The organism is Leuconostoc falkenbergense, assembly GCF_045801155.1.
Taxonomy (GTDB): domain Bacteria; phylum Bacillota; class Bacilli; order Lactobacillales; family Lactobacillaceae; genus Leuconostoc; species Leuconostoc falkenbergense.
The window spans coordinates 932,032-952,835 of the sequence record NZ_CP174386.1 but is presented as its reverse complement, the minus strand read 5'-3'; the positions used below and the strand labels follow the sequence as shown (position 1 = coordinate 952,835).

14 protein-coding genes are annotated in these 20,804 nt (G+C 39.1%); 3 read left to right on the top strand and 11 right to left on the bottom strand.

The window, feature by feature from the left end:
• The first annotated feature begins 3 nt into the window (after positions 1–3).
• Entirely contained in the window at positions 4–984 is a 981-nt protein-coding gene (locus ACI3ES_RS04675) for a LacI family DNA-binding transcriptional regulator (protein ID WP_407632032.1), read from the top strand.
• A 134-nt stretch (positions 985–1,118) separates the two neighbouring features.
• Here the strand turns inward: ACI3ES_RS04675 and ACI3ES_RS04670 are convergent, their stop codons facing one another.
• The 4 genes from ACI3ES_RS04670 to ACI3ES_RS04655 all read right to left on the bottom strand — a co-directional run bounded on the left by ACI3ES_RS04670 (position 1,119) and on the right by ACI3ES_RS04655 (position 5,247).
• Entirely contained in the window at positions 1,119–1,679 is a 561-nt protein-coding gene (locus ACI3ES_RS04670) for a hypothetical protein (protein ID WP_317211145.1), read from the bottom strand.
• Between the two features lie 21 nt (positions 1,680–1,700).
• Positions 1,701–1,835, bottom strand: a complete 135-nt coding sequence (locus tag ACI3ES_RS04665) for a hypothetical protein (RefSeq protein WP_258552127.1) — start codon at positions 1,833–1,835, stop codon at positions 1,701–1,703.
• A gap of 186 nt (positions 1,836–2,021) precedes the next feature.
• Positions 2,022–3,284, bottom strand: coding sequence for a glycoside hydrolase family 32 protein (locus tag ACI3ES_RS04660; RefSeq protein WP_260353831.1), 1,263 nt, complete (start codon positions 3,282–3,284; stop codon positions 2,022–2,024).
• Positions 3,285–3,300: 16 nt separating this feature from the next.
• A complete protein-coding gene (locus ACI3ES_RS04655; RefSeq protein ID WP_142511473.1) occupies positions 3,301–5,247 on the bottom strand; it encodes a sucrose-specific PTS transporter subunit IIBC in 1,947 nt (648 codons plus the stop codon).
• A gap of 159 nt (positions 5,248–5,406) precedes the next feature.
• Between ACI3ES_RS04655 and ACI3ES_RS04650 the strand changes: the two genes are divergently transcribed.
• Positions 5,407–6,378, top strand: coding sequence for a LacI family DNA-binding transcriptional regulator (locus tag ACI3ES_RS04650; RefSeq protein ID WP_114667265.1), 972 nt, complete (start codon positions 5,407–5,409; stop codon positions 6,376–6,378).
• 63 nt (positions 6,379–6,441) lie between these two features.
• On the opposite strand, the gene ACI3ES_RS04645 is transcribed toward ACI3ES_RS04650, so the two are convergent.
• From ACI3ES_RS04645 to ACI3ES_RS04615, 7 genes are all read right to left on the bottom strand, one after another.
• Positions 6,442–7,176, bottom strand: coding sequence for a GntR family transcriptional regulator (locus tag ACI3ES_RS04645; RefSeq protein ID WP_114667266.1), 735 nt, complete (start codon positions 7,174–7,176; stop codon positions 6,442–6,444).
• Positions 7,177–7,298: 122 nt separating this feature from the next.
• Positions 7,299–8,732 carry a 6-phospho-beta-glucosidase gene (locus ACI3ES_RS04640; RefSeq protein ID WP_142511474.1) on the bottom strand — a complete coding sequence of 478 codons (1,434 nt, stop codon included), beginning with the start codon at positions 8,730–8,732 and terminating at the stop codon, positions 7,299–7,301.
• Positions 8,733–8,745: 13 nt separating this feature from the next.
• Positions 8,746–10,101 carry a PTS cellobiose transporter subunit IIC gene (gene celB / locus ACI3ES_RS04635; protein ID WP_114667268.1) on the bottom strand — a complete coding sequence of 452 codons (1,356 nt, stop codon included), beginning with the start codon at positions 10,099–10,101 and terminating at the stop codon, positions 8,746–8,748.
• 24 nt (positions 10,102–10,125) lie between these two features.
• Complete coding sequence (locus ACI3ES_RS04630; RefSeq protein ID WP_114667269.1) at positions 10,126–10,617, bottom strand: PTS cellobiose transporter subunit IIC; 492 nt, start codon at positions 10,615–10,617, stop codon at positions 10,126–10,128.
• A 257-nt stretch (positions 10,618–10,874) separates the two neighbouring features.
• Positions 10,875–16,283, bottom strand: a complete 5,409-nt coding sequence (locus tag ACI3ES_RS04625; protein WP_317211151.1) for a S8 family serine peptidase — start codon at positions 16,281–16,283, stop codon at positions 10,875–10,877.
• Positions 16,284–16,542: 259 nt separating this feature from the next.
• Positions 16,543–17,028, bottom strand: a complete 486-nt coding sequence (locus tag ACI3ES_RS04620) for an Rrf2 family transcriptional regulator (RefSeq protein WP_004913506.1) — start codon at positions 17,026–17,028, stop codon at positions 16,543–16,545.
• A gap of 59 nt (positions 17,029–17,087) precedes the next feature.
• Positions 17,088–19,304: a YhgE/Pip domain-containing protein gene (locus ACI3ES_RS04615; RefSeq protein ID WP_142511476.1), complete on the bottom strand. Its 2,217-nt coding sequence runs from the start codon at positions 19,302–19,304 to the stop codon at positions 17,088–17,090.
• Positions 19,305–19,520: 216 nt separating this feature from the next.
• Here ACI3ES_RS04615 and ACI3ES_RS04610 point away from each other — a divergent pair, with 216 nt between their 5' ends.
• Positions 19,521–20,804 carry an MFS transporter gene (locus ACI3ES_RS04610; protein ID WP_142511477.1) on the top strand — a complete coding sequence of 428 codons (1,284 nt, stop codon included), beginning with the start codon at positions 19,521–19,523 and terminating at the stop codon, positions 20,802–20,804.

Here is a 20,804-nt window from a genome sequence, read left to right as displayed (position 1 = left end):
TTTATGACAAATCAACAAAAACTGACCATTAGCGACATTGCCAAACTGGCTAATGTGTCGATTGCAACTGTTAGTCGATACCTCAATGGTCAACTGAATCAAATGTCTGAAGCTACGGCTCAAAAAATCAAAAAAATAATTACTGAAACTGACTATATTAGAAACTCGGCTGCAGTTCAACTCGCAAAAAAGCGATCAAACTTAGTCGCTGTTGTTGCTTCTAATATTGATGAGTATTTTTCGTCTGAATATTTTAAAGGCATTGTTTCAATTTTAAGCGCTTTTGGATATATTGGTGTCTTGCTTGATTCTGATTCCAATCTAAAAACAGAAAAAGCACACTTAGAGTCCGTCTATAACCAAAATTTTGCTGGGATTATTTTACAACCACTGACAACAGACAGTGCAGTGATTCGTAAATTTTTGAATCATAATATGCCAATTGTCCTAATTGATCGTGAGCTTGATGATTTAGAAATGAGCTCGGTAACAACCAATAACTTTGAGATCGCGAAATACGCCATGGCACAACTTTCTCCCGATTCTTTTTCTAGTGTGACTGTGATTACCGAACCAGTTAAAAAACTGTCGACACGTGTAGCGCGTGTTGCTGGTATTAAAACCGTGTTTGATCAAGTTAATGTCATTGAAACACGTTCTGAGCATTTTGATGTTAATCAACTCGCGACCACAGTTGATTTAAACAATCCCAAAAATTTACTAGTGGTTTTGAAGGAACGCTTATTGATTCAGTTATTGACACACCCTTCTTTTTTGATGCAAGCGCATCAGACGCAAAATATAACTGGCTTCATTGACACTGCGATGCCCCGTTACCTTGCACCGAATTTCAAATTCATTCAGCAATCACCCTATTTGATGGGGGCTTCTGCTGCGGAAATACTCATCAAACATTTGTCATCGGCGAACAACGATTACCAGCAGAATATTCAAAATATTATCGTTCCCTCACACTACAAATAGAGAAATATCAGGTGTCGAAGCAAAATATTTTCACCCATCAATCCGAGACAGTTCATTAATGATTTATTGCTTATGTTCAGGGCATTTTTTATGCGTAAAAAAGCTACCAGAAGGCTTTCTTTGATTAAAGATTACTACACGCGAGCGTTACTACCAACTATTTGTAACGGCATGAAGAATTTCGTGTCTTTGGCCAACTCTTCAAACAATTGATTGTCTAACTCATCTAATTGTGCCAAATGCTTCATTAAATTCATCTCATCGACGAGATGAATTTTTTTCAAATTTAAAGATGAAACTAATTTACCCAACGCTTGAATATCATCATTTAACATAAAAAATGGTTTTTCATTGGCTACTAAGTGAACATAAAGCGTATAACGAGAAGATAACAGTGCTAAAGGCGCAGTCCGAACTGCGGAACGGTAAATATCTATTTCCAAAAATGTAATCTGATCTATTGAAAAAGTTGCAAAGACATGCTTGGTTTCATCGCCAATCTTAATCTCATCATTTTTCAATTCAAGTAATCGGATTGGGAATGGATTAGAAGCTAACACTTTTGAAAATAAGCTATTTGATTGTGGCTGTTTCGGAAATAATTCACTATCTATATTGAAATCAATAAATGTTAATTTTTTGTCAATATTATTGCCTATGTCCAACATTGTTACCTGTTGCATAGTAGGTGTCATGTGTTTTCTCCCTGATAGCCATTACTTATTGTGACGATTACGCCATGCACTGATTCCTATCATCACGATTGCCACTAAAAAAGCAGCCAACAAAAAATAACGCATTAATTGGCCAACCCGAAAGCCTTCCTCGTATGCACTCACCAAAAATAACATAATGTTTCTCCTTTTCTCTCATTAAAATATCACCAATAATGATATTTTAAGACATATAATATCAACTCCACTTCAATTATGTAATCGTTTTCATAAAATGTCAAGATATTCTTGTACACATTGTATAGTTAAAAAGGACATCAGTTCTCATTTGAGCCGATGTCCTTTTATTAATAATGCTAATCGTTAAAAATACCGCGCCGTCAACGTTAGTTTATCGTTATCCGTGTAAACCTCAATAATGTCTTTGTCAACTACCAACAGCACTTCATCCAAATTACCGGTCACCTCACGACTTTCATATTGGTCACTTTCCCATTGCTTACGCGTCATGGTTAATCGATTTTCTTGACGTGATAAGATTAAATCATCACCGAAATTTATCAACCAGTCAGCTTGTGTGTTCAACGCGTATGCACCCACACCACTAACGTCTTCTGGATTTACAGATAGCGGTTGCACTAATTCAGCGATTGGTGCTTGAGTTAATTTGTTGTCATCAGTAATGTGTAAAACTCTTGGTAATGACAAGACATGAACCCAGTTGTCCTCTGCGATTGTCGGCACCTTGCTTTCACGCTCCGGGGTCATCATCCCTGCCCATCCCCACATAATACGACGGCCATCTGGGGCATTTAAGGTTTGAGGCGCATAAAACTCAAATCCACGATCGACTTCTTCGAATGGTGTTTCAGGTGTGAAATGAGCCGTTTTTTCATCAAAATGCCCCACCACATAACCAGTGTTATGAATATTTTCGTACCGGTGATTAATTTTATCCGGCGCAAGACCCTGTGGCGAGAACATGAGCACTTGTTTGCCATCAACTTCAATTAAATCAGGACACTCAAGCATGTAACCACGAACCTCAGCCAATTCACCGGTAATCAATGAGCCTCTAAATTGCCAGTTTTCAAAATCAGTTGATTCGTAAACAATAATGTCACCGATATTATTATCAGGACGTGCACCTAATATCATGAAAAAGTGTCCATTTTGACCTTGCCAAACCATTGGATCACGTACATCTTTTGTAAATCCTTCAGGATGAGGAAACAATTGACCTAATTTAGTGAAATTAAGCCCATCATCACTCACCGCCCACATTTGATGTGAGGCGACACTATGTCCAGCTTCATCACGTACATTGCCGGTATAAAAAACATATAATCGGTCATCTTTAACAAATGCTGTACCAGAATAGATGCCAGCAGCATCTTCAGCCAATGAGGGTTTCAAAGCTGTTTCAACGCGTTCCCAAGTGATTAAATCTTTAGAAACAAAGTGCCCCCATTCTTTATACTTGTGATTGCAAGCCTTGGGATTCCATTGAAAGAAAACATGATATTTTCCTTTGAAATAAACCAAGCCATTGGGATCATTTAGTAATCCCTGTGTTGGATATAAATGAAATTCCTCTCGGGAAATTGTATCGTTCTTTACTAACATTGAAACCTTCCTTTTGTTATTGTGCCTTAGGTACGATTGTCAAAATATCATCTGTCGTAATCACTTGATTTCCATATGGTGCATCAACGATTACCTGCTCAAAATTATTTGTGTTTGTCACTAAGACCATTGTCGTTACGGGATAGCCAGCGTCTTTAATAATAGCTGCATCAAACGTTCCTAGTTTATCACCTTTCGAGACAGTTTGTCCTTGTTTGACAAAGCTCTCAAAGCCCTTACCATCTAAATTAACGGTATCGATACCAATATGAATTAAAATTTCAACCCCATCTGCTGTGGTTAAGCCATAGGCATGTTTGGTGGCATAAGCAACAGTAATTGTACCATCTGCCGGTGCCACTATTGTCCCATCAGCTGGTTCAATCGCAGCACCTTTGCCCATCATACCACCGGCAAAAACAGGATCATTGACAGTCGCCAAATCAACTAATTGACCAGAAACTGGGGCACTAATTTCAAAACCATCAACAGTTGAAGCATCAGCCGAAACATCTGCGGTTGTTTGTGATGCACCATTATTTTGATTTGGCATGTGTGACTTACCATACGTTAATGTCACAACAAACGATACAATGAAAGCAACTGCTACTGCTAAGAAGAAACCAACCCATTTATTAGCTGGAATAGCAATAAAACCAATCAAGCCGGCAGGACCAAGTGATGATGACATCACGTGGAATAATCCCATAACCAAAGCCGCAATTCCTGACGAGCCTAACGCAATAAAGAATGGGAACTTATACTTCAAATTGACACCAAACATCGCAGGTTCAGTAATCCCAAGCATTGCCGAAGCACCTGCTGATGAAGACAACGCACGAACTTTTTCATTTCCTTTACTCAAGAAGTAAATGGCGAATGTAGCAGCGCCTTGCGCGACGTTTGCCACAGTAGCAATTGGGAAAATAAAGTCGCCACCCGTTTTTGCAACGTTAGCCAACAACTGCGTCTCAATTGCCGGGAAACTCTGATGAAGTCCTGTAATCACGATAGCTGAGTAGAATGAACCAAAGACACCATAGCCAATAAAGCCAAATGTTGTCACTAACCACGTCAATCCGTCTGTAATACCGTTAGATACTGTCCGTAAAACTGGACCAAGCACAATAAAAGTGATAAACCCTGTAATAATTAAGGCTAACATTGGCGTGAATGTAAAATCAATTGCGCCTTTCAAGTGCTTATGGAAAAACTTTTCCAATGTAGCCAGAATGAAAGCAACACCAATCACTGGCAACACTTGCCCTTGATAGCCTGCCTGTGCGACAGATAAACCAAACAAGTCCCAAGTTGGCATTTTTCCTGTCGCAACTGCTTCAGCAACATTATAACCATTAACCAGACTTGGCATCACCAACATCATGCCGGCAGCGGCACCCAGAATTTCGTTACCACCAAATCGGCGTGTCGCCGTGATACCAATCAAAATTGGTAAAAATGCAAATGGCGCTGAAGCCATCAAGTTGACCATCTCAGACAATCCCGTAATGCTTGGATACATACCCACCAATGATTTTGGGCCAAACATATTGGGCTGCGTTAAAATGTTGTTCAAGGCCATCAATAAACCACCAGCCACCAAGGCTGGAATCAATGGCACGAAAATATCAGATAAGACCTTAACCAAATCCATTAAAGGATTCTTTTTACCAGAAGCCACAGCTATTTTTTTAAGATCGTCAGTTGAAGCCTGCTTAACACCAGTTAATTTAACAAATTCATCATAAACACCATTAACATCTCCTGGTCCAACGATGATTTGATATTGACCATTGGCGTTATATGTTCCTTTTAAATCTGGATCATTATCCAAAGCAGCTTGGTCAATATTTTTAACATCCTTCACTACCAAACGTAGTCTCGTCGCACAATGTGCTGCGGCTACGATATTGTCCTTCTTGACTGCTTGCGCGACACGCTCAGCCACTTTCCTATAATCCATATTCTACTCCTTTTTTCAAATACTGATGAGATATTTGGAACCGTTTCCATTTCCTTAACAATTACATTGTAACCGCTTTCAAAAAATAATGCAATCTTTTTTTAAAATTAATTTTTAGAACTGAAATATTGTCTTGTGTATTTATGGTACGATAACCTTATGGAAAAAAAGATTACAATTGCAGACATCGCCAGAATGGCTAACGTCGCTAAAAGCACTGTTTCACGTTACTTAAATGGTGGCTCTGTCAGTGAGAAAACACGTCGCAAAATCGATACAATTGTTTCAGATTATAATTATCAGCCTAATGCCTTGGCTCAAAATTTGAAATTAAAAATTAACCACACGGTTGGTGTCATTGTCCCTCGTTTAGATTCAACAGCACAGGTGGAAATGCTGCGTGGCTTGGATGCTGTCAATGATGAGGACACTTTTTTGATTGTCAACACTTATCAATCTGTCGCGCGCGAGTTAGCAGCGATCGAAAAGTTGCGTAACCAGCATGTCAGTGGTCTAATCATTTTAACCGCTAATATCACTGATGACATTCGTGACGCACTGAAAGCTTTTGATGTGCCAGTCGTCATTCAGGGTCAAGATGAAGGTGATTTTCATCGCGTCTTAATGAATGATCGTCAAGCCGGTGACATCGTTGGGCAGTATGCCGTGTCTTTAACCCCGAAAAAAGTATTATTGCTGACAATACCTGAACAACAAGATTGGTCAATTGGTCATGACCGTTTTACGGGGATTTATCATGCTTTAGCAGACTACGACGTCACCACTATTCATACCAAATTTAGCATTGACGAAGCTAGAAATGATGCGTTACGTGTCATGTCCCAGAATACGTTTGATTTGGTGATTGGTGCCACTGATCGAATGACAATTGGTGCACTACAAGCGGGTATTGCCACTCATCAATCAGCCAAATATATTGGATTTGGAAAATCCGATTTAAGTACGACTGTCACCCCTCATCTCACTAGCTTTGAATATGACTTCTATGAAACAGGAAAACTCATGTATAATCTTCTAAAAAATGTTCGTGAAAATAACCCTTCAGAAAAGCAACGTCTTGTGTTTGATGGACAGTTAGTTGAACGTGAATCAACACAAAATTTTTATTGATTATTGCAACAAAAAAATGCTATGCACAAATCATGGTTTGCGCATAGCATTTTTTTGTATTCATTAAATCTTTTTAAATAAAAATAATTTAGTGTCTCGAGCATCATACCCTAACTTTGAAAAGGCAAAAAGTTGTCCAGAACTCAAATAAGAATCATCTCGCACACTCAATGTAGGACTTTTTTCAGCCATATCAAAAAATTCTGCCATTTCTTGACTCATTGATCCCGCTTCAATAATAGTATCTTGAAATCCGACTTTTAACGCATCATTTTTTTCTACAAAATTAAATAATGAGCCGTAAAGCGCTGTTTCAGGAATTTGATTAACAATGTTTCGCAAATAATAAGACTGTTCAAAAATAAATGGTTTATCATCAGCATATCTAAATCGTCGCACACTCCACAGCGGTGTGTTCGAATCTAATTGGGTGCCGATGGGTAGAAAAGCAGCTTCTGCAACTGTCGTGGCCTGTATCGTGGCATGCTTAGTTGTTAAATGACGCCCTTGGCGCGCCATTTCATCAGTCATCCCAACTGGATTTTGTAATGAAATGGCATGATTATTCATTCGTGGTCTCACAAATGTTCCAATACCATGCGCTTGGAAAGTATAACCCATTTGACTCAGATTTTTCAGCGCCTGTCTTAGTGTATACCTTGTGACTTGATAGGTTGCCATTAATTCGGGCTCTGGTGGCAATTGCATTGTGCCGGAACCGGTTGGTAACTGTTGAATATCATCCATTATTTTTTTTACTAATGTGTCTGTTGCAACAGAACGCTCTCCCTTTGCCATAAAGTTTCTTTCCCTTCCAGATTTCGTATTTTCTGACGCACTATCATCCATTATGCCTGAATTTAGCGTAAAACAAAAGACCTATTGCTCGGAAAGGCCGCCACAACAAGTCTTTGCTCAACTTAATTCAGATTATCACCATTTGTTGTAATCACCTGATTAAACCATGCGAAGGAATCTTTTTTCAATCGTTTTAAGCTACCCTCGCCAGCATCATTTTTATCAACATAAATCATGCCATATCGCTTATCCATTTGTCCGGTCCCAGCTGATACCAAATCGATGAAGCCCCATGGCGTGTAGCCAATCAGATTAACACCATCAACATTGATAGCCAACGCCATCTGCTCAATATGTTGACGGAGGTAGTCAATACGATAGTCGTCGTGAATTTGACCATCTTCAACCTTATCAAATGCACCCAATCCGTTCTCAACAATAAAGAGTGGCAATTCATAACGATCAGTCAGCCAATTTAGCATATACCGCAAACCGATTGGATCAATCATCCAACCCCAATCTGAAGCAGCCAAGGTTGTATTTGGAATTTCTGTTTTTTCATCTCGTGTTGTAAAATCGACACGCTCATCAGCGACTGCTTGCACAACATGGGAAGCATAATATGAAAAGCCAAGGTAATCCACTGTACCAGCCTGTAAGACATCTAAATCAGTTAATGTGATATCTAAATCAAACTGTCGTTGTTTGAAATACTGACGTAGCCAAGCAGGATAGCGCCCTTTTATTTGAACATCAGCATACCAAGTATTGACTTGCATCGCACGTTCTGCCTTCATGATGTCTTTTGGATCAGGACTAGCCGGATAGGCTGGCCCAAGTGCCAACATCGCACCAATTTGGAAATTAGGATTAATATCATGGCCAATTTGAACGGCCAATGCACTCGCAACCACTTCATAGTGACTAGCTTGATACATCACACGCTCGACATCCTCATCCGGTTTTACCACAATACCAGAATTTGTAAACAGTGACCATTCATTCATCATTGCTGATTGGTTATTGATCTCATTAAATGTCATCCAGTATTTAACCTTGTTACGGTAGCGTTGGAAAACCACACTAGCAAATTTTGTGAAGAAATCAATCATCTTGCGATTACGCCAGCCGCCATATTCAGTCACAAGATGATAAGGCATTTCAAAGTGAGACAAAGTAATAACAGGTTCAATGCCCTTACTTAATAATTCATCAAATAAGTCATCGTAAAATTGAAGTCCCGCTTCATTGGGTTCATCTTCGTCACCATTAGGGAAAATTCGTGTCCAAGCAATACTGGTACGGAATGCCTTTAAGCCAAGTTCGGCAAATAAAGCAACATCCTCTTTATAGTGATGATAGAAATCAATTGCCTCATGATTAGGGTAGTTTTCATCAGGCAAAATGCCATCTGTAATCCGTCGTTTGGTCTGATTATCGCCAGCCGTCATGACATCAGCTATGCTAACGCCCTTGCCATCTGCTTGCCAACCACCTTCAAATTGATGCGCCGCCACGGCACCGCCCCACAAAAAATCTTTTGGAAATGTACTCACAATTATCCTCCTATTAAGCATTCACTGCGTTTGTTTGTTCATCACGTACTAACTTACCATCATAAAACTTGATAAATGGATACCAAATAACAAATGCTACTATGACACAAACTAGTGCTAAGACGGCTGCCCGCCAATCACCACCTGATCCAATAAATCCTGACAAACCACCCGGCGTTGGCCAAGCAACCTGCGCAATCGGTGGATTAACCAGATGGAATTTGATAGCAAAGTATGCGACTGACATTGACGCCATTGGTGCTAAGAAAAACGGAATAGCTGTATAAGGGTTATACACGACCGGCATACCAAACAAAATTGGTTCGTTAATATTGAAGAATGACGGCACAATGGCAGCTTTACCAAGCGCACCTAGTTGTGCTGATTTGGCAAAGAAAGCAATGAATATTACCATACCTAGTGTCGCACCAGATCCGCCAATGGTAACAAACGAGTTATTAAATTCACCGGCAAAAGGAATATTAGCCCCAGCTTGGTTGGCTGCCATATTTGACAAGACAATTGGTGTCAAAAATGACGTGACAATTGTCGCACCATGAATACCAACAATCCAAAGTGCGTGCATCAAGAAGTAAATGACTAACAAACCAATCCATGTGTTCGTTAGATTCGTCACGAAACTAAATGGTACGGCAATGACTTTGAAAATATCAGTATTCAAAGCAACCAGTATACCGTTAATAATAATGACTGTGAATGCAATTAGTGCAGTTGGAATTAATGCCATGAATGAATTAACAACACCTGTTGGCACAGTATCTGGCATTTTAATCGTCCAATTTTTCTTCACACAGAACGTATAAATTTTCACAGCAATGATTGACATGATAATAGCTGTGAAGATACCAGTCGTACCCAAACGGGTGACACCACCACCCATTTCCCAGCCATCAATAATTTTGCTGTTTTTGCTAACAACATTAACTAATGTCATTGCACCATCCTTGAAAATAATTTCAGGGACACACATTATAAATGCCATCAGCGATAGTAGTACACCGTTTAGTGGATTAACATTAACCTTTTCTTCTTGTGCTTGAATTCTTGTGTATTCATAACCAAAAACAATACAGAAGTAAAGGGCTAAAATTCCCATCGTTGCTGTGTTAGCAATCATGTACAAGCTTGTTAATTTGTCAAATGACGCCGACCAAATGCCTGCTAAAGCAGGAAAGCTTTGGGGGATAATACTTACAATCAAAAACATTGAGCCAACAATTGTAAACGGAATGGACGCCATACCTGCCGCCATAACACCACGAACAATTCTCAACTGTGCTAACTTACCCATCGGTCCCATCAAATGCTTACTTAGAAACTGGAACATTTTGTTATCACTGTTATCCATGATTCACTCTCTTTTCTATTAAACTCATTGCAAACTTACTTTAAAGTCTTGAAGTAGCTTAAAATACTTATCTTGGTCTTGTGAAATTAAACGTGCCCGCCATTCCAATAACAGGCATAAGCCCATACCAACCAGTAAAATAATTAAAATAACTGATTGGCTTTGATCATTGATAAATGGCCAAAATGTACGGTTAAATCCAAATAACATCACCATCACTAGTGACATATTGCTTGCCAATTGAATCCAATATCCCGTCATGGTGAGGGTCAATTTGTGATTGGGTCGCCAATATTTACCCGTCTGTTCCACAGCAACCGCAATATCTACCAATAGCAACGCTGCAGGCAGTAACCAGTAAAGTCCAGTTCTACCAAACAATAAGAACATCCAGTACATATTGGTGAAAAAGAAACCTGCTGTCACATATCGAAAAATTAAAAAACGATTGAAAGCCATGCTTTTGATGCTTAGATTTTTTCGGCCACGATCCACCATTTCTGACATATCTTTCACAGTCAATCTCCTTTCGAAAAATACTTTAGCTATTCACTGACATTAAAAATTGTCATCACCGTATCCCCCAGTAAGTTAACTCATTCGAACGACTTAATTATAACATCAGTAATTAAAAATGTAAACGCTTTCTTTTCTTTTAAATCAGCTTTAAACACAAAAAAACACCTAATCGGAAACGCTGATTACCAGCGACATCCGATTAGATGAATTTTCTATTTTTTATAATTACCGTAAAGAATTAATACTGACAGAACTTAGTCATGTTTACGCTTAATTGTCACTACTGTCATAAAGATTAACGAAATAACCACACCTGCTGCTATAACAGACAAAGTAATCAATCCAGCTGTGTCTGGTAAAGCAGCCTTGCCAACATTATTGGCTTTTTTAGCCGTTAATGCGGTTGCGGATGCTGAACTTGTTGAATTGAACGGTGTCAAATCAGAACCAGTATTATGATTACCAGATACTTTGCCATTTTGACTCTCGCTGCTGCCGTTTGAACCTGAACCAGAACTATTACCATTGCTCGACGGTTTTTGATTTCCGGAAGGCTTTGCGCCATTATCAGCAAACAACGTCACCGTCATAACGCGACCAATATTACCAGCCTTATCAACTGTTCTTGCTTGAACAACTTGTTTTTTAGCAATAGTCAATGGCTTCTGATAAGCTTGCCAAGTTTTACCTTCGTCCAAACTATATTGAAGTGAAGTGCCCGCAACATCAGGATTAGGCAATTGATCCGTCATTCCTAATGATACAACAGCTGTCTTATGCGCAGCATCATATCGTGTTGAGATGGTAGCTTGTGATTCAACTTGAGGTACGATGTTGGTTACAGCTGTTGTAATAACTGCTGACTCATTTCCATAATCGTCCACAGATTTAAATTCAACCTTAGTATTTGCACCAATTGCAACATGATCGTTGTATTTTATCCAAGATTTGCCCTGATCGAGACTATATTCTGTATGAATATTATCATCGTTTGGGGCATCTGTTGTCAACTTTGCCGCTTCAGCTGTCAATGATACCGACTTGTTTGTTGGCGCTGTTGTGCTTGCACTGATAATCGGCTGGTCTAATGTTGCTTTATAATAGCGAACATTGACTTTTTTACTGGTTTGATTACCAACAGCATCACTAACCGTAATATCAGCGATATTGTCACCAGTCGTCAAATCTAACGGTACATTAAACTGACTCATCTGCCCGTTGTTACCTTTACTAAAGATAAATGAAAACTTTTGATTTTCAATCATATCGCCATTGATGTTAATTGCGAAACCATCATAATTATCATTAGCACTACCACTTAACTGATATGGTGACTGATTGGTTTTGATTTGATATGAGCCATCTGAAAGTCGTTGTAACGAGCTCTCATCAAACAAACTCAAATCAGGTAATGTTGTATCAATATAGAATTGCAGACTATTATCGACAATATTTTGTCCCTGATATTTCACCTGTACAGGTACAGATACTTTTGTATTTGGCGCTGCTTTTATCTTGGTCTCAAAAGTTAATGTTTTCGGATCATAGTTGACCACTGTACGCTTAGGTCCCGCAGTCTCACCAATCATCAAACCATTATCATCAACTGCGTGTTTCAAATGGCCACTAATTGTCAACGTCTGTGTATTTTTATCGTATGAACTCGTTGTTGATGACACAACATTCAAACCATAATTCAAATCATTGTCAAACGATATGACAGAACTTGGATCACTCATAAATTGTGCATCAGCTGAACTATTCACCGTAAATTTAACGACATCATCAACGTTACCATCTTTATCAGCTGCTTGTGCAACGAGTGTGTTATCACCAAACTGTAATGGCACATCGGCAGAAAATGAGCCTTTGTTGTCGCCAGTACTCTTAACATCCTTGGTAATGTTAGTAATCTGATTGGTAGACAAGTTACCTACTACCAAAGTGTCTAGCGAATCTAGATCGTCTAGAGTACCACTCATATTAAAGGTTGTTTGGTCGGTTGACAATTTTTCATTCGCATGATCTAAGTGAATGACTGGTTCAGTTACCGAAATTCTTGTTTGAACAACTCGAATCACATTTTTCCCAGCTTCATCCGTACTGAATATAAATTTACCATCTTCTGGCAACGGAATACCATTCTTGCTATCTGTCATATCAAACACTTGAGTCTGTGGGTCAACCTCAACCAGCTTACCATTGACATAAAAGTTTGAAGGATATGATCCCATTAAGGTTATCGTGTTGTAACGACGATGATAGATGGCTGAATTAGTTGTAATGACTTCATTATCATTTAGATCATAAAGAACGAGACCATAAGTTGTTTTATCCGGTGCTTGTACAAGTTCTTCAGCATCCCCAAAGTTACCGGCGTTGTCATAAGCAGCAATTTGAATACTATTTTTACCAGCTTGAAGCGCAGAAACTTGATCAGACTTCAATGTCACATCAATTGCTTGTTTCAATGTATGACTGTTTGACAATGGTTGATCATAAGTTGCACTAACACCGTTTATTGCGACAACAACTTTACCAAATGAAGCAATACCACTCAACTCATCTTTTAAAGTCGCCTTTAAATGATATGTGCCATCGCTGTCAACTGACAAACTAGATTTGTCAAAATCAATGGTTGGTGCAACCGTGTCTAACTTGATTGGCAAGGTCTGCGACTGTTTGTCAGTACTTCCCGATTCCGATTCAGCGGAAATTTTATAATAATACTGACCATCAGTTGCTGTATCGTACTGACCTGTTTTAGCGTTCCAAACTGTACCATCCCAACCCAAACTATTTCCTGTATAACTGGTGTAGCTTCCGGTAGATGTATTATAGTAAGTTTTAGTTACCTCAGGATCAATATAGAGGGTTCTAATTGGATTTTGGTTCGCGTTTTTATCATCATCCGGATCATTTTTATAGATTTGCGCCGTCAGATTTTTTGCATTACGCCACAAGCTCACAATAGGCGTCGCTGTATCTTGACTGTCATCAAAATTTGGTGAAAATGCGATATTACTTGGGGTAATATTATCACCTTTGGCGTTCAAACCTAAAATATTTTTTTCACCATCCATGAAATAGGAAGTACCATAGTAAGAATTTCCCGTCCAAATAGGATCATCAAATATTTTTTGACTATTCCATTGTCCATAATAACCAAGATATGGCACAACTAAGTTTTGAGCGCTTTTCGTCACACCATTATTTTCGGCTTGGAAGCCAATGTAACCTTCCACATAAGAATTCGTGGTTTGTTGTGGCAAAGTGAGTTTTATTTTAACAGTCACTGTATCACTTGCTGCAACAGTAATTTTTTGATTGCTATCTAAAACATTTGCACCTTTGCGATTAGTAGCTGACGCCAAATTAATGGCAGCGCCGCTTAACTTATCATCATAAGCATTTTGTTGACTAGTAGCACTATTTGTCCAAACACCACCATATTTATTGAAGGAATAAGTGGCCTTATCTTTACCATTGTTAGTTAATTGAACCGTCATAGTCTGTGTGTTACTAGTGATTTCTTTCAACGAAATCGACGCATCACCAGACGTAGTCGTCGCAAATACTTTGTTATCGACTGCTTTGTCAACTTGCACTAATCCCGCACCTTGACGACGTGGCGAGACAATTGCGTCAGGATGGTCCTTATCATAGAGCGGCACAGCTGTGTTCATCAAATCAGTTTTCACATATTGATTAATATTACTTGCTGCAACGCTTCCTGAAAGTGATTGTGTTACCAATGCAGAAACACCAGCTGTAAATGGCGACGCCATTGATGTGCCACTCATTTCTTGGTAACTATTATTATTTGCAGTTGACCAAATTTGACCTCCTGGTGCAGTAACATCAGGTTTTAATGTCAAATCAGGCGTTGGCCCATATGAACTGAAAGTAGACATTTTGCCAGTGCTAGCATTTGGTGTTGTCAAATTTTTAACTGCAAAATTATAAGTTTGATTACTATGGTCCTTAACGTAGGCTAACAGTGATTGCCCACCGTTATATAAAATAGCCATTGTTGTAATTGATGTGTTCATTGAAAAATTAAGCGCCGTTTCATCAGGTTTATTATTAATAATAATTAAACCTGCTGCCCCAGCATTTAGTGCATTTTCCTGCTTTTCGGTGAAGGCAATACTGCCTCGCATGACAACAGCTACCTTGCCTTTGACACCACTATCAAAGTCTTTAGCGTTACCAACACCAGGTAAACCGTCACTACCGTTTTTAGCCAAATAAAGGGCTTTGCCGTTCAGTTTAGTTAGATCAGCTTTATCTGAAAGCTGCGTGACAAGCGGATCTTTTAGTGTTTGCGCGCCAGATGCTGTCGTCAAATCTAACCAAGGTGAGACCATTGTTGTATTTTCTGATGACGCTACCGTAATTGCATCAGCCGCAACACCCGGCGACCCGACTGTACCATTATCATTTGTCAAACTAGTTGATTGATTATTCGTAGCATCAGCGGATGTCGACAAACCATTGTTTCCAGCTGAAATAACTGGTACAACGCCTTCTTTTGCTGCTTGATTAACTGCTTCTTGTTCTGGATCGTCTTGATCTTGGTTGCCACCAACTGAACCTAAGGACATGTTGATAACATTAGCCCCTAATTTAACTGAATCCTCGATTGCCGACACAATGTCATCACTATATGCCCCACCACCATTGTTAGAAAAAACTTTCATGTCTAGCAATTGTGCATTTGGTGCAACACCGACCACATATTTAGTGGTATCAGAACCAGTCTCAGCAGTTGACTTACCATTTGCTGCCGCGATACCCGCTACGTGCATGCCGTGCATTTCTGAGGCACCAGTATCGTAAACTGTATCACTAGTCCCATCAGCATAATTATATGCGAATGGCACTTTGTCAGAGTACCATTTACCATATCCAAATTTTTGGATGGCTGCACTCGATTCAGACTGCGTTAATTTTTCAGAACTATTATTATCCAACGTCAAATCTTTGTGCGTTGGGTCAATGCCTGAATCGATGATGGCAATCAATGTGCCCTCACCTTTTAACTTATACTTTGACCAAACTTGTGGTACGTTAGCAATTTCATTTGCCGATTGATCTTGTGGGGCATACACATTAGCAGGTGTGACAGCTTTAACCCCTTTAATCGCTTGAATGGCACTAATGTCACTCACCTTAGCATTGATTGAAAAACCATTCAGCAAATAGCCAAAGGTTTTTTTCGGCTTATTGCCTGTCAATGTTGCCACTTGATCACGAACTGGTTTCTGGGCCTGAATTGTCGATTGCGTGGCCTTATCAATCAGATTGATTGACTTGGTCGATCCCGTTGGCGATGCCGTTGACTGACTTGCCGCTTTTTTATCCAGTTCAACGATTACCGTGACAGTTTTGTTCTGCAATTCAGATGAGGAACTAGGAACTGTTAATCCTTTTGCTTTTAATTGTGCTTTGACTTTTTCCTCAAAAGTCGTTTTCTGATTCTTTTTTGCTTCCGACGCTGCGCTGTCTAGTGTCTTTTTAAGTTTGGCCTTTGAAACTTTATCAGTCAATCCTTTCGTCACATCACCAAAAACAGTGACGGATTGTGGATTAACAACAAATGAACTTAAAATTGTGCTCACTAAAAACAGCGAAGTCGTTTTCTTTCTTACAACTCCCATTACGCTCCCTTTCTTAAATGAAAATTAAATATAAAGTATATGTTATATTAAAAAAAGAATAATTTCAATTAGAAAAGGCGCCTGAACGGCGTATATTTTAATCTTTGTTTATTATGAACCATTCTATTGGTCATCTAAATTAGTAAATATGGGAAAATAATTATTTTCCAAAAATGAATATACTAAAAAACTACTCATGAACAATACAAATTCATGAGTAGCCGTTCAAATATAATTTTATTTGATTACTTTAGATTCATCACACAAAAGCCGTTTGATTTTGTGGTTCGTAATTACGCCAATCAATGCCATCGCTACCATCTTCGCGCAACTTCAGCAAGTCGAGAATTGAATACTGCTTCAATCGCTTTTTGAAATCTTGCTCAGCATCAAATATGATTGATAGGACTTCCTGTGTACCTGTTTCAACCGCTTTTTTGGCTGGGAATACTCTATCAGCTAGCTGTGTAGAATGAACAAAACTGTCCTTTCCCTCAATTGCTTCATAAACGTCCAACAACGTGATTGACTTTGTGGCACGTGCCAAACGAAAGCCACCCTCTTTGCTGGCAATTGCTTCTACAATATTGGCAACAACCAATTTTCGCATGGTCTTTTTTAAATATGAATCTGAAACTTCAAGATGCTTACTCAAAACGTGGCTCTTAACCGGCAAGCCATCTTTTTGTAGTCCCAACATGACTAATACAACTAAACTTTGCTCAACAGCACTAGACATTTTCATGGTGATATTTCTCCCATCTTTTTATGTACAAAGCCCCACGAATGAGGTTTATGAGTCATTTATTCCGCAGTTGATGATTGTGGAAATGATAATTGATTATGCCTTAATTTCACTTCGTAAACGCCCCAAGTTAAAATCATGGAGACAATACCCAAGCTCAATAATACGGTTAGATCCAATGCCACGCTGCCACCAATTGAAATTGTTTCACGTAGCGCGTGAACTGAATAAGTCATTGGCATCCATGGGTGAATCGCATTAAAGAAGCCATTTGAGAGTTCAATTGGATAAGTTCCAGCACTGGCACTCAATTGCAAAACCATTAGAATTAACATTATACCAGATCCCAGTTTGCCAAATGCAACATTGAACAAAATCACAAATTGATTAAAGGCAAACGATGCTACCAAAGCTACTATGAATGTCATGACTGGCTTTTGAGTTTGCATACCGTCAACGATAAAGAGCAATGCCGTCATCAACAGTGCTTGCGCAATCCAGACCGGTGCATTAACTGTTTGCTTGTCAGCCCACCAGAGGAAACCATTTTTCGGTTTCTTGCCAACAGTCATGAAATCAAATATCGCACTAAATGCAACCATACCAACAAACAGACCGACCGACATCATATATGGTGCCATACCAGTACCATTGTTAGCAACTTTAGATAAATCAGAATTATCTTTTTTAACTGGTTTTGACAATGCAGTCACATTAGATTTTTGATTATGAATGCTTGATAATTTAACAGCGCCATCAGCTAATTTTTGTGACAACGTTTGCGCGCCTGTGTTAGCTTGCCCAAGAGCAACGATTGCCTGATTTTCACCTTCTAGTAACTGTGTGGTGCCAGAATTGAGCTGCGAAGCGCCTTGATTAAGGGTGCCACTATTAGCATTTAGTTGACTCAATCCGGCATTCAATTGACTCGCACCTTGTGCTAATTGTTGTGCTCCCGGAACAGCTTGCGTAGCGATACCGTTGCTAACTTCAGTTAGACTCGCATTGAGGGTTTTGATGGCTTGTTGCGCACCCTTAGTTGCTTGCGTACCTTTAGACAGAGCTTTCAGTTCAGGAAGTTGGGCTTGTAATTTTTTTAGCTCTGGTAATGCTGCAATTAAGGGCTTCAAATCTTTGTTAATGTTTTGCGCTGCTAGACCACTTGCGGTTGCCGAAGTACCACTAACTTGTAGATTAGTATTTAAATCCTGAAGATTCTTCATTACTGTTTGCACACTTGGATCCGTTTTTAGTTGTGGGTTCTGTGCAATCAACTTTGATAAGCTATCAGATATATTTTTTACATTCTCCCCAGATTTTGTAAGACTTCCTCCTAATTGTTCCAGGTTGGTCGTCAAACTTTGTGCATTACTATTAATGTCATCAGAATTTACATTGATATTGGGTGCATCAATCTCTCCCAATTTTTCTAATCCCTGCGTCAGCTCCGTCAATCCAGCATCCAACTTTGCCAAATCAGATGCCTTTGCTTGTTGCTTTGCATTAATTTCATCACTGACTTTTTGAAGTTGTGTGGCGAGTTGTTGCGCACCTGCCACTAACTGGGTAGAACCAGAATTAGCTGATGAAACACCACTTGTATACTGCGACAAACCAGTTACAAGTTGGGCAGAACCACTTTGCAATGCGGTCGTGCCTGTTTGTAATTGCTTTGTGCCATCTTGCAATTGGGAGATACCACTACTCAATTTACTTGCACCCTCAGAACCAGTATTAAAACCATCCTTGGAAGCAGTCGTAGCGGTTACAAGTGTTTGACTATACACTTTTTGTAACGACTGTGACACTTTGGTTTGTAATTTCTCGGCTGCTGATGTTGTCATTTTTTCAGCAATAAATCCTTGACCTGTGTTGTGAGCAATTTTGATTTCTGGTTGCACAGGATTACTACTCAAAAGTGTGCCAGAATTCTCAGTGAAGTCACTAGGAATTGTGATGGTCATGTAATATTTACCACTTTTCAAACCTGATGCGGCTTGAGATTTAGTGGTTTTAATAATTTTTAGTTGCTTACCATCTACCAAATTTTTGGTGAGATTATTTCCTAAATGTTGCGTCTTACCGTTAATCTTTGCAGCGCGATCTTGGTTGACAATTGCCACTGGTAACTTGTTGACATTACCATACGCGTCCCACAATGATGACAAAAAGATAACCGCATAAAGGCTTGGAATGAGTGCAATTCCAATTAGTAATAATGGCAAACCGCGTATTTTTCGAACACGTTGCCACTCCGTACTTTTCCAAAATTTCATGAACTTTCCCGTTTCCTTTTTTTATCTATGGATAAATTATATAGCCGAAAGGAAGAATATGCAAGCTCTTTATTTTATTTGTAATATATCAAAAAACAAACATTCAAAAAATAAAACTGCCAATCGGTTGACATACTAAAAAATTGCAATTATAATCACTTATGTAAACGTTTACATTTTGGAACGCCATTTTAAGAAAGGTTAATGGACCAGCTAATGAATCATAATCAAAAAGGCACGCGCACCTTTAAAAACGCGTCTTATTTACAAAGTTCAACTAGCATGTTGTTGTTCTTTGCGTCATGGGGTATTTGGTGGAGCTTCTACCAACTATGGTTGACTTCCGACACAAATGGTCTGGGCCTATCTGGAAGTCAAGTTGGCACTATTTTTTCCGTCAATTCATTGATCAGTTTAATTTTGATGTTTGTTTATGGCACAATTCAAGACAAACTATTCATCAAGCGACACTTACTTATTTTTAACGCTGTTATATCTACGCTAATTGGTCCATTTTTTATTTGGGTCTATGCCCCTCTCCTCGTCAATCATTTTGCTATCGGTATGTGGGTCGGTGCTATCGTGCTATCGACAGGTTTTTTATCGGCAGTTGGCATACTAGAAGCGGTCACAGAACGATTTAGTCGTGTATTCTCATTTGAATATGGTCAAGCTCGTGCTTGGGGATCATTCGGATACGCTATTGTGGCCCTACTTGCCGGTGTTTTGTTTGTGATTAACCCTCATTTAAATTTCTGGTTTGGTTCATTATTTGGTGTGCTACTATTATTGGTTCTTATATTCTGGGTGCCAAAAGAAGAGCGTGATGCCAATCATGCTGTCGAAACGTTAGCCCGCGAAGATTCAGTACCAAAGCTGTCAGATATGTTACGTCTTTTAAAAATGTCTGAATTATGGCAGGTGATTATTTTCATCATGTTCACTTGGACTTTTTATAATATTTTTGATTCACAAATGTTTCCTGATTTCTATACAAAGTTATTCTCAAGTGTAGCAGTTGGCCAACAGACATACGGCACGCTCAACAGTATTCAAGTATTCTTTGAAGCGCTAATGTTAGGTATCGTACCAATTGTGATGCAAAAAGTTGGTGTCAAACGGACACTCATGATTGGCGTCGCTATTATGTTCTTGCGAATTGGCCTTTGCGGATTTAACGCCAATCCATACGCCGTTTCCGCCATTAAAATGCTGCACTCTCTCGAAGTACCTATGTTTACGCTATCAATTTTCAGATACTTTACCCTTCACTTCAACACCAAACTTTCGGCTTCTCTATATATGATTGGTTTCCAGATTGCAGCCCAAATTGGTCAGGTTATTTTATCAACGCCATTGGGCATTCTCAGAGATCGTGTAGGCTATCAAAATACATTCCATGTCATTTCTGTCATTGTCTTGATTGCTGGTGTTTACGCGTTCTTCATTCTCAAAAAAGATACACAACACGTCGACGGAACCCCTTTGGCTAAGTCGTAA

Excerpts from the sequence above, each read along its gene's own strand:
- ACI3ES_RS04675 (WP_407632032.1), top strand. The coding sequence starts at position 4 with ATGACAAATCAACAAAAACTGACCATTAGCGACATTGCCAAACTGGCT.
- ACI3ES_RS04670 (WP_317211145.1), bottom strand. The coding sequence starts at position 1,679 with ATGACACCTACTATGCAACAGGTAACAATGTTGGACATAGGCAATAAT.
- ACI3ES_RS04665 (WP_258552127.1), bottom strand. The coding sequence starts at position 1,835 with ATGTTATTTTTGGTGAGTGCATACGAGGAAGGCTTTCGGGTTGGCCAA.
- ACI3ES_RS04660 (WP_260353831.1), bottom strand. The coding sequence starts at position 3,284 with ATGTTAGTAAAGAACGATACAATTTCCCGAGAGGAATTTCATTTATAT.
- ACI3ES_RS04655 (WP_142511473.1), bottom strand. The coding sequence starts at position 5,247 with ATGGATTATAGGAAAGTGGCTGAGCGTGTCGCGCAAGCAGTCAAGAAG.
- ACI3ES_RS04650 (WP_114667265.1), top strand. The coding sequence starts at position 5,407 with ATGGAAAAAAAGATTACAATTGCAGACATCGCCAGAATGGCTAACGTC.
- ACI3ES_RS04645 (WP_114667266.1), bottom strand. The coding sequence starts at position 7,176 with ATGGCAAAGGGAGAGCGTTCTGTTGCAACAGACACATTAGTAAAAAAA.
- celB (WP_114667268.1), bottom strand. The coding sequence starts at position 10,101 with ATGGATAACAGTGATAACAAAATGTTCCAGTTTCTAAGTAAGCATTTG.
- ACI3ES_RS04625 (WP_317211151.1), bottom strand. The coding sequence starts at position 16,283 with ATGGGAGTTGTAAGAAAGAAAACGACTTCGCTGTTTTTAGTGAGCACA.
- ACI3ES_RS04620 (WP_004913506.1), bottom strand. The coding sequence starts at position 17,028 with ATGAAAATGTCTAGTGCTGTTGAGCAAAGTTTAGTTGTATTAGTCATG.
- ACI3ES_RS04615 (WP_142511476.1), bottom strand. The coding sequence starts at position 19,304 with ATGAAATTTTGGAAAAGTACGGAGTGGCAACGTGTTCGAAAAATACGC.
- ACI3ES_RS04610 (WP_142511477.1), top strand. The coding sequence starts at position 19,521 with ATGAATCATAATCAAAAAGGCACGCGCACCTTTAAAAACGCGTCTTAT.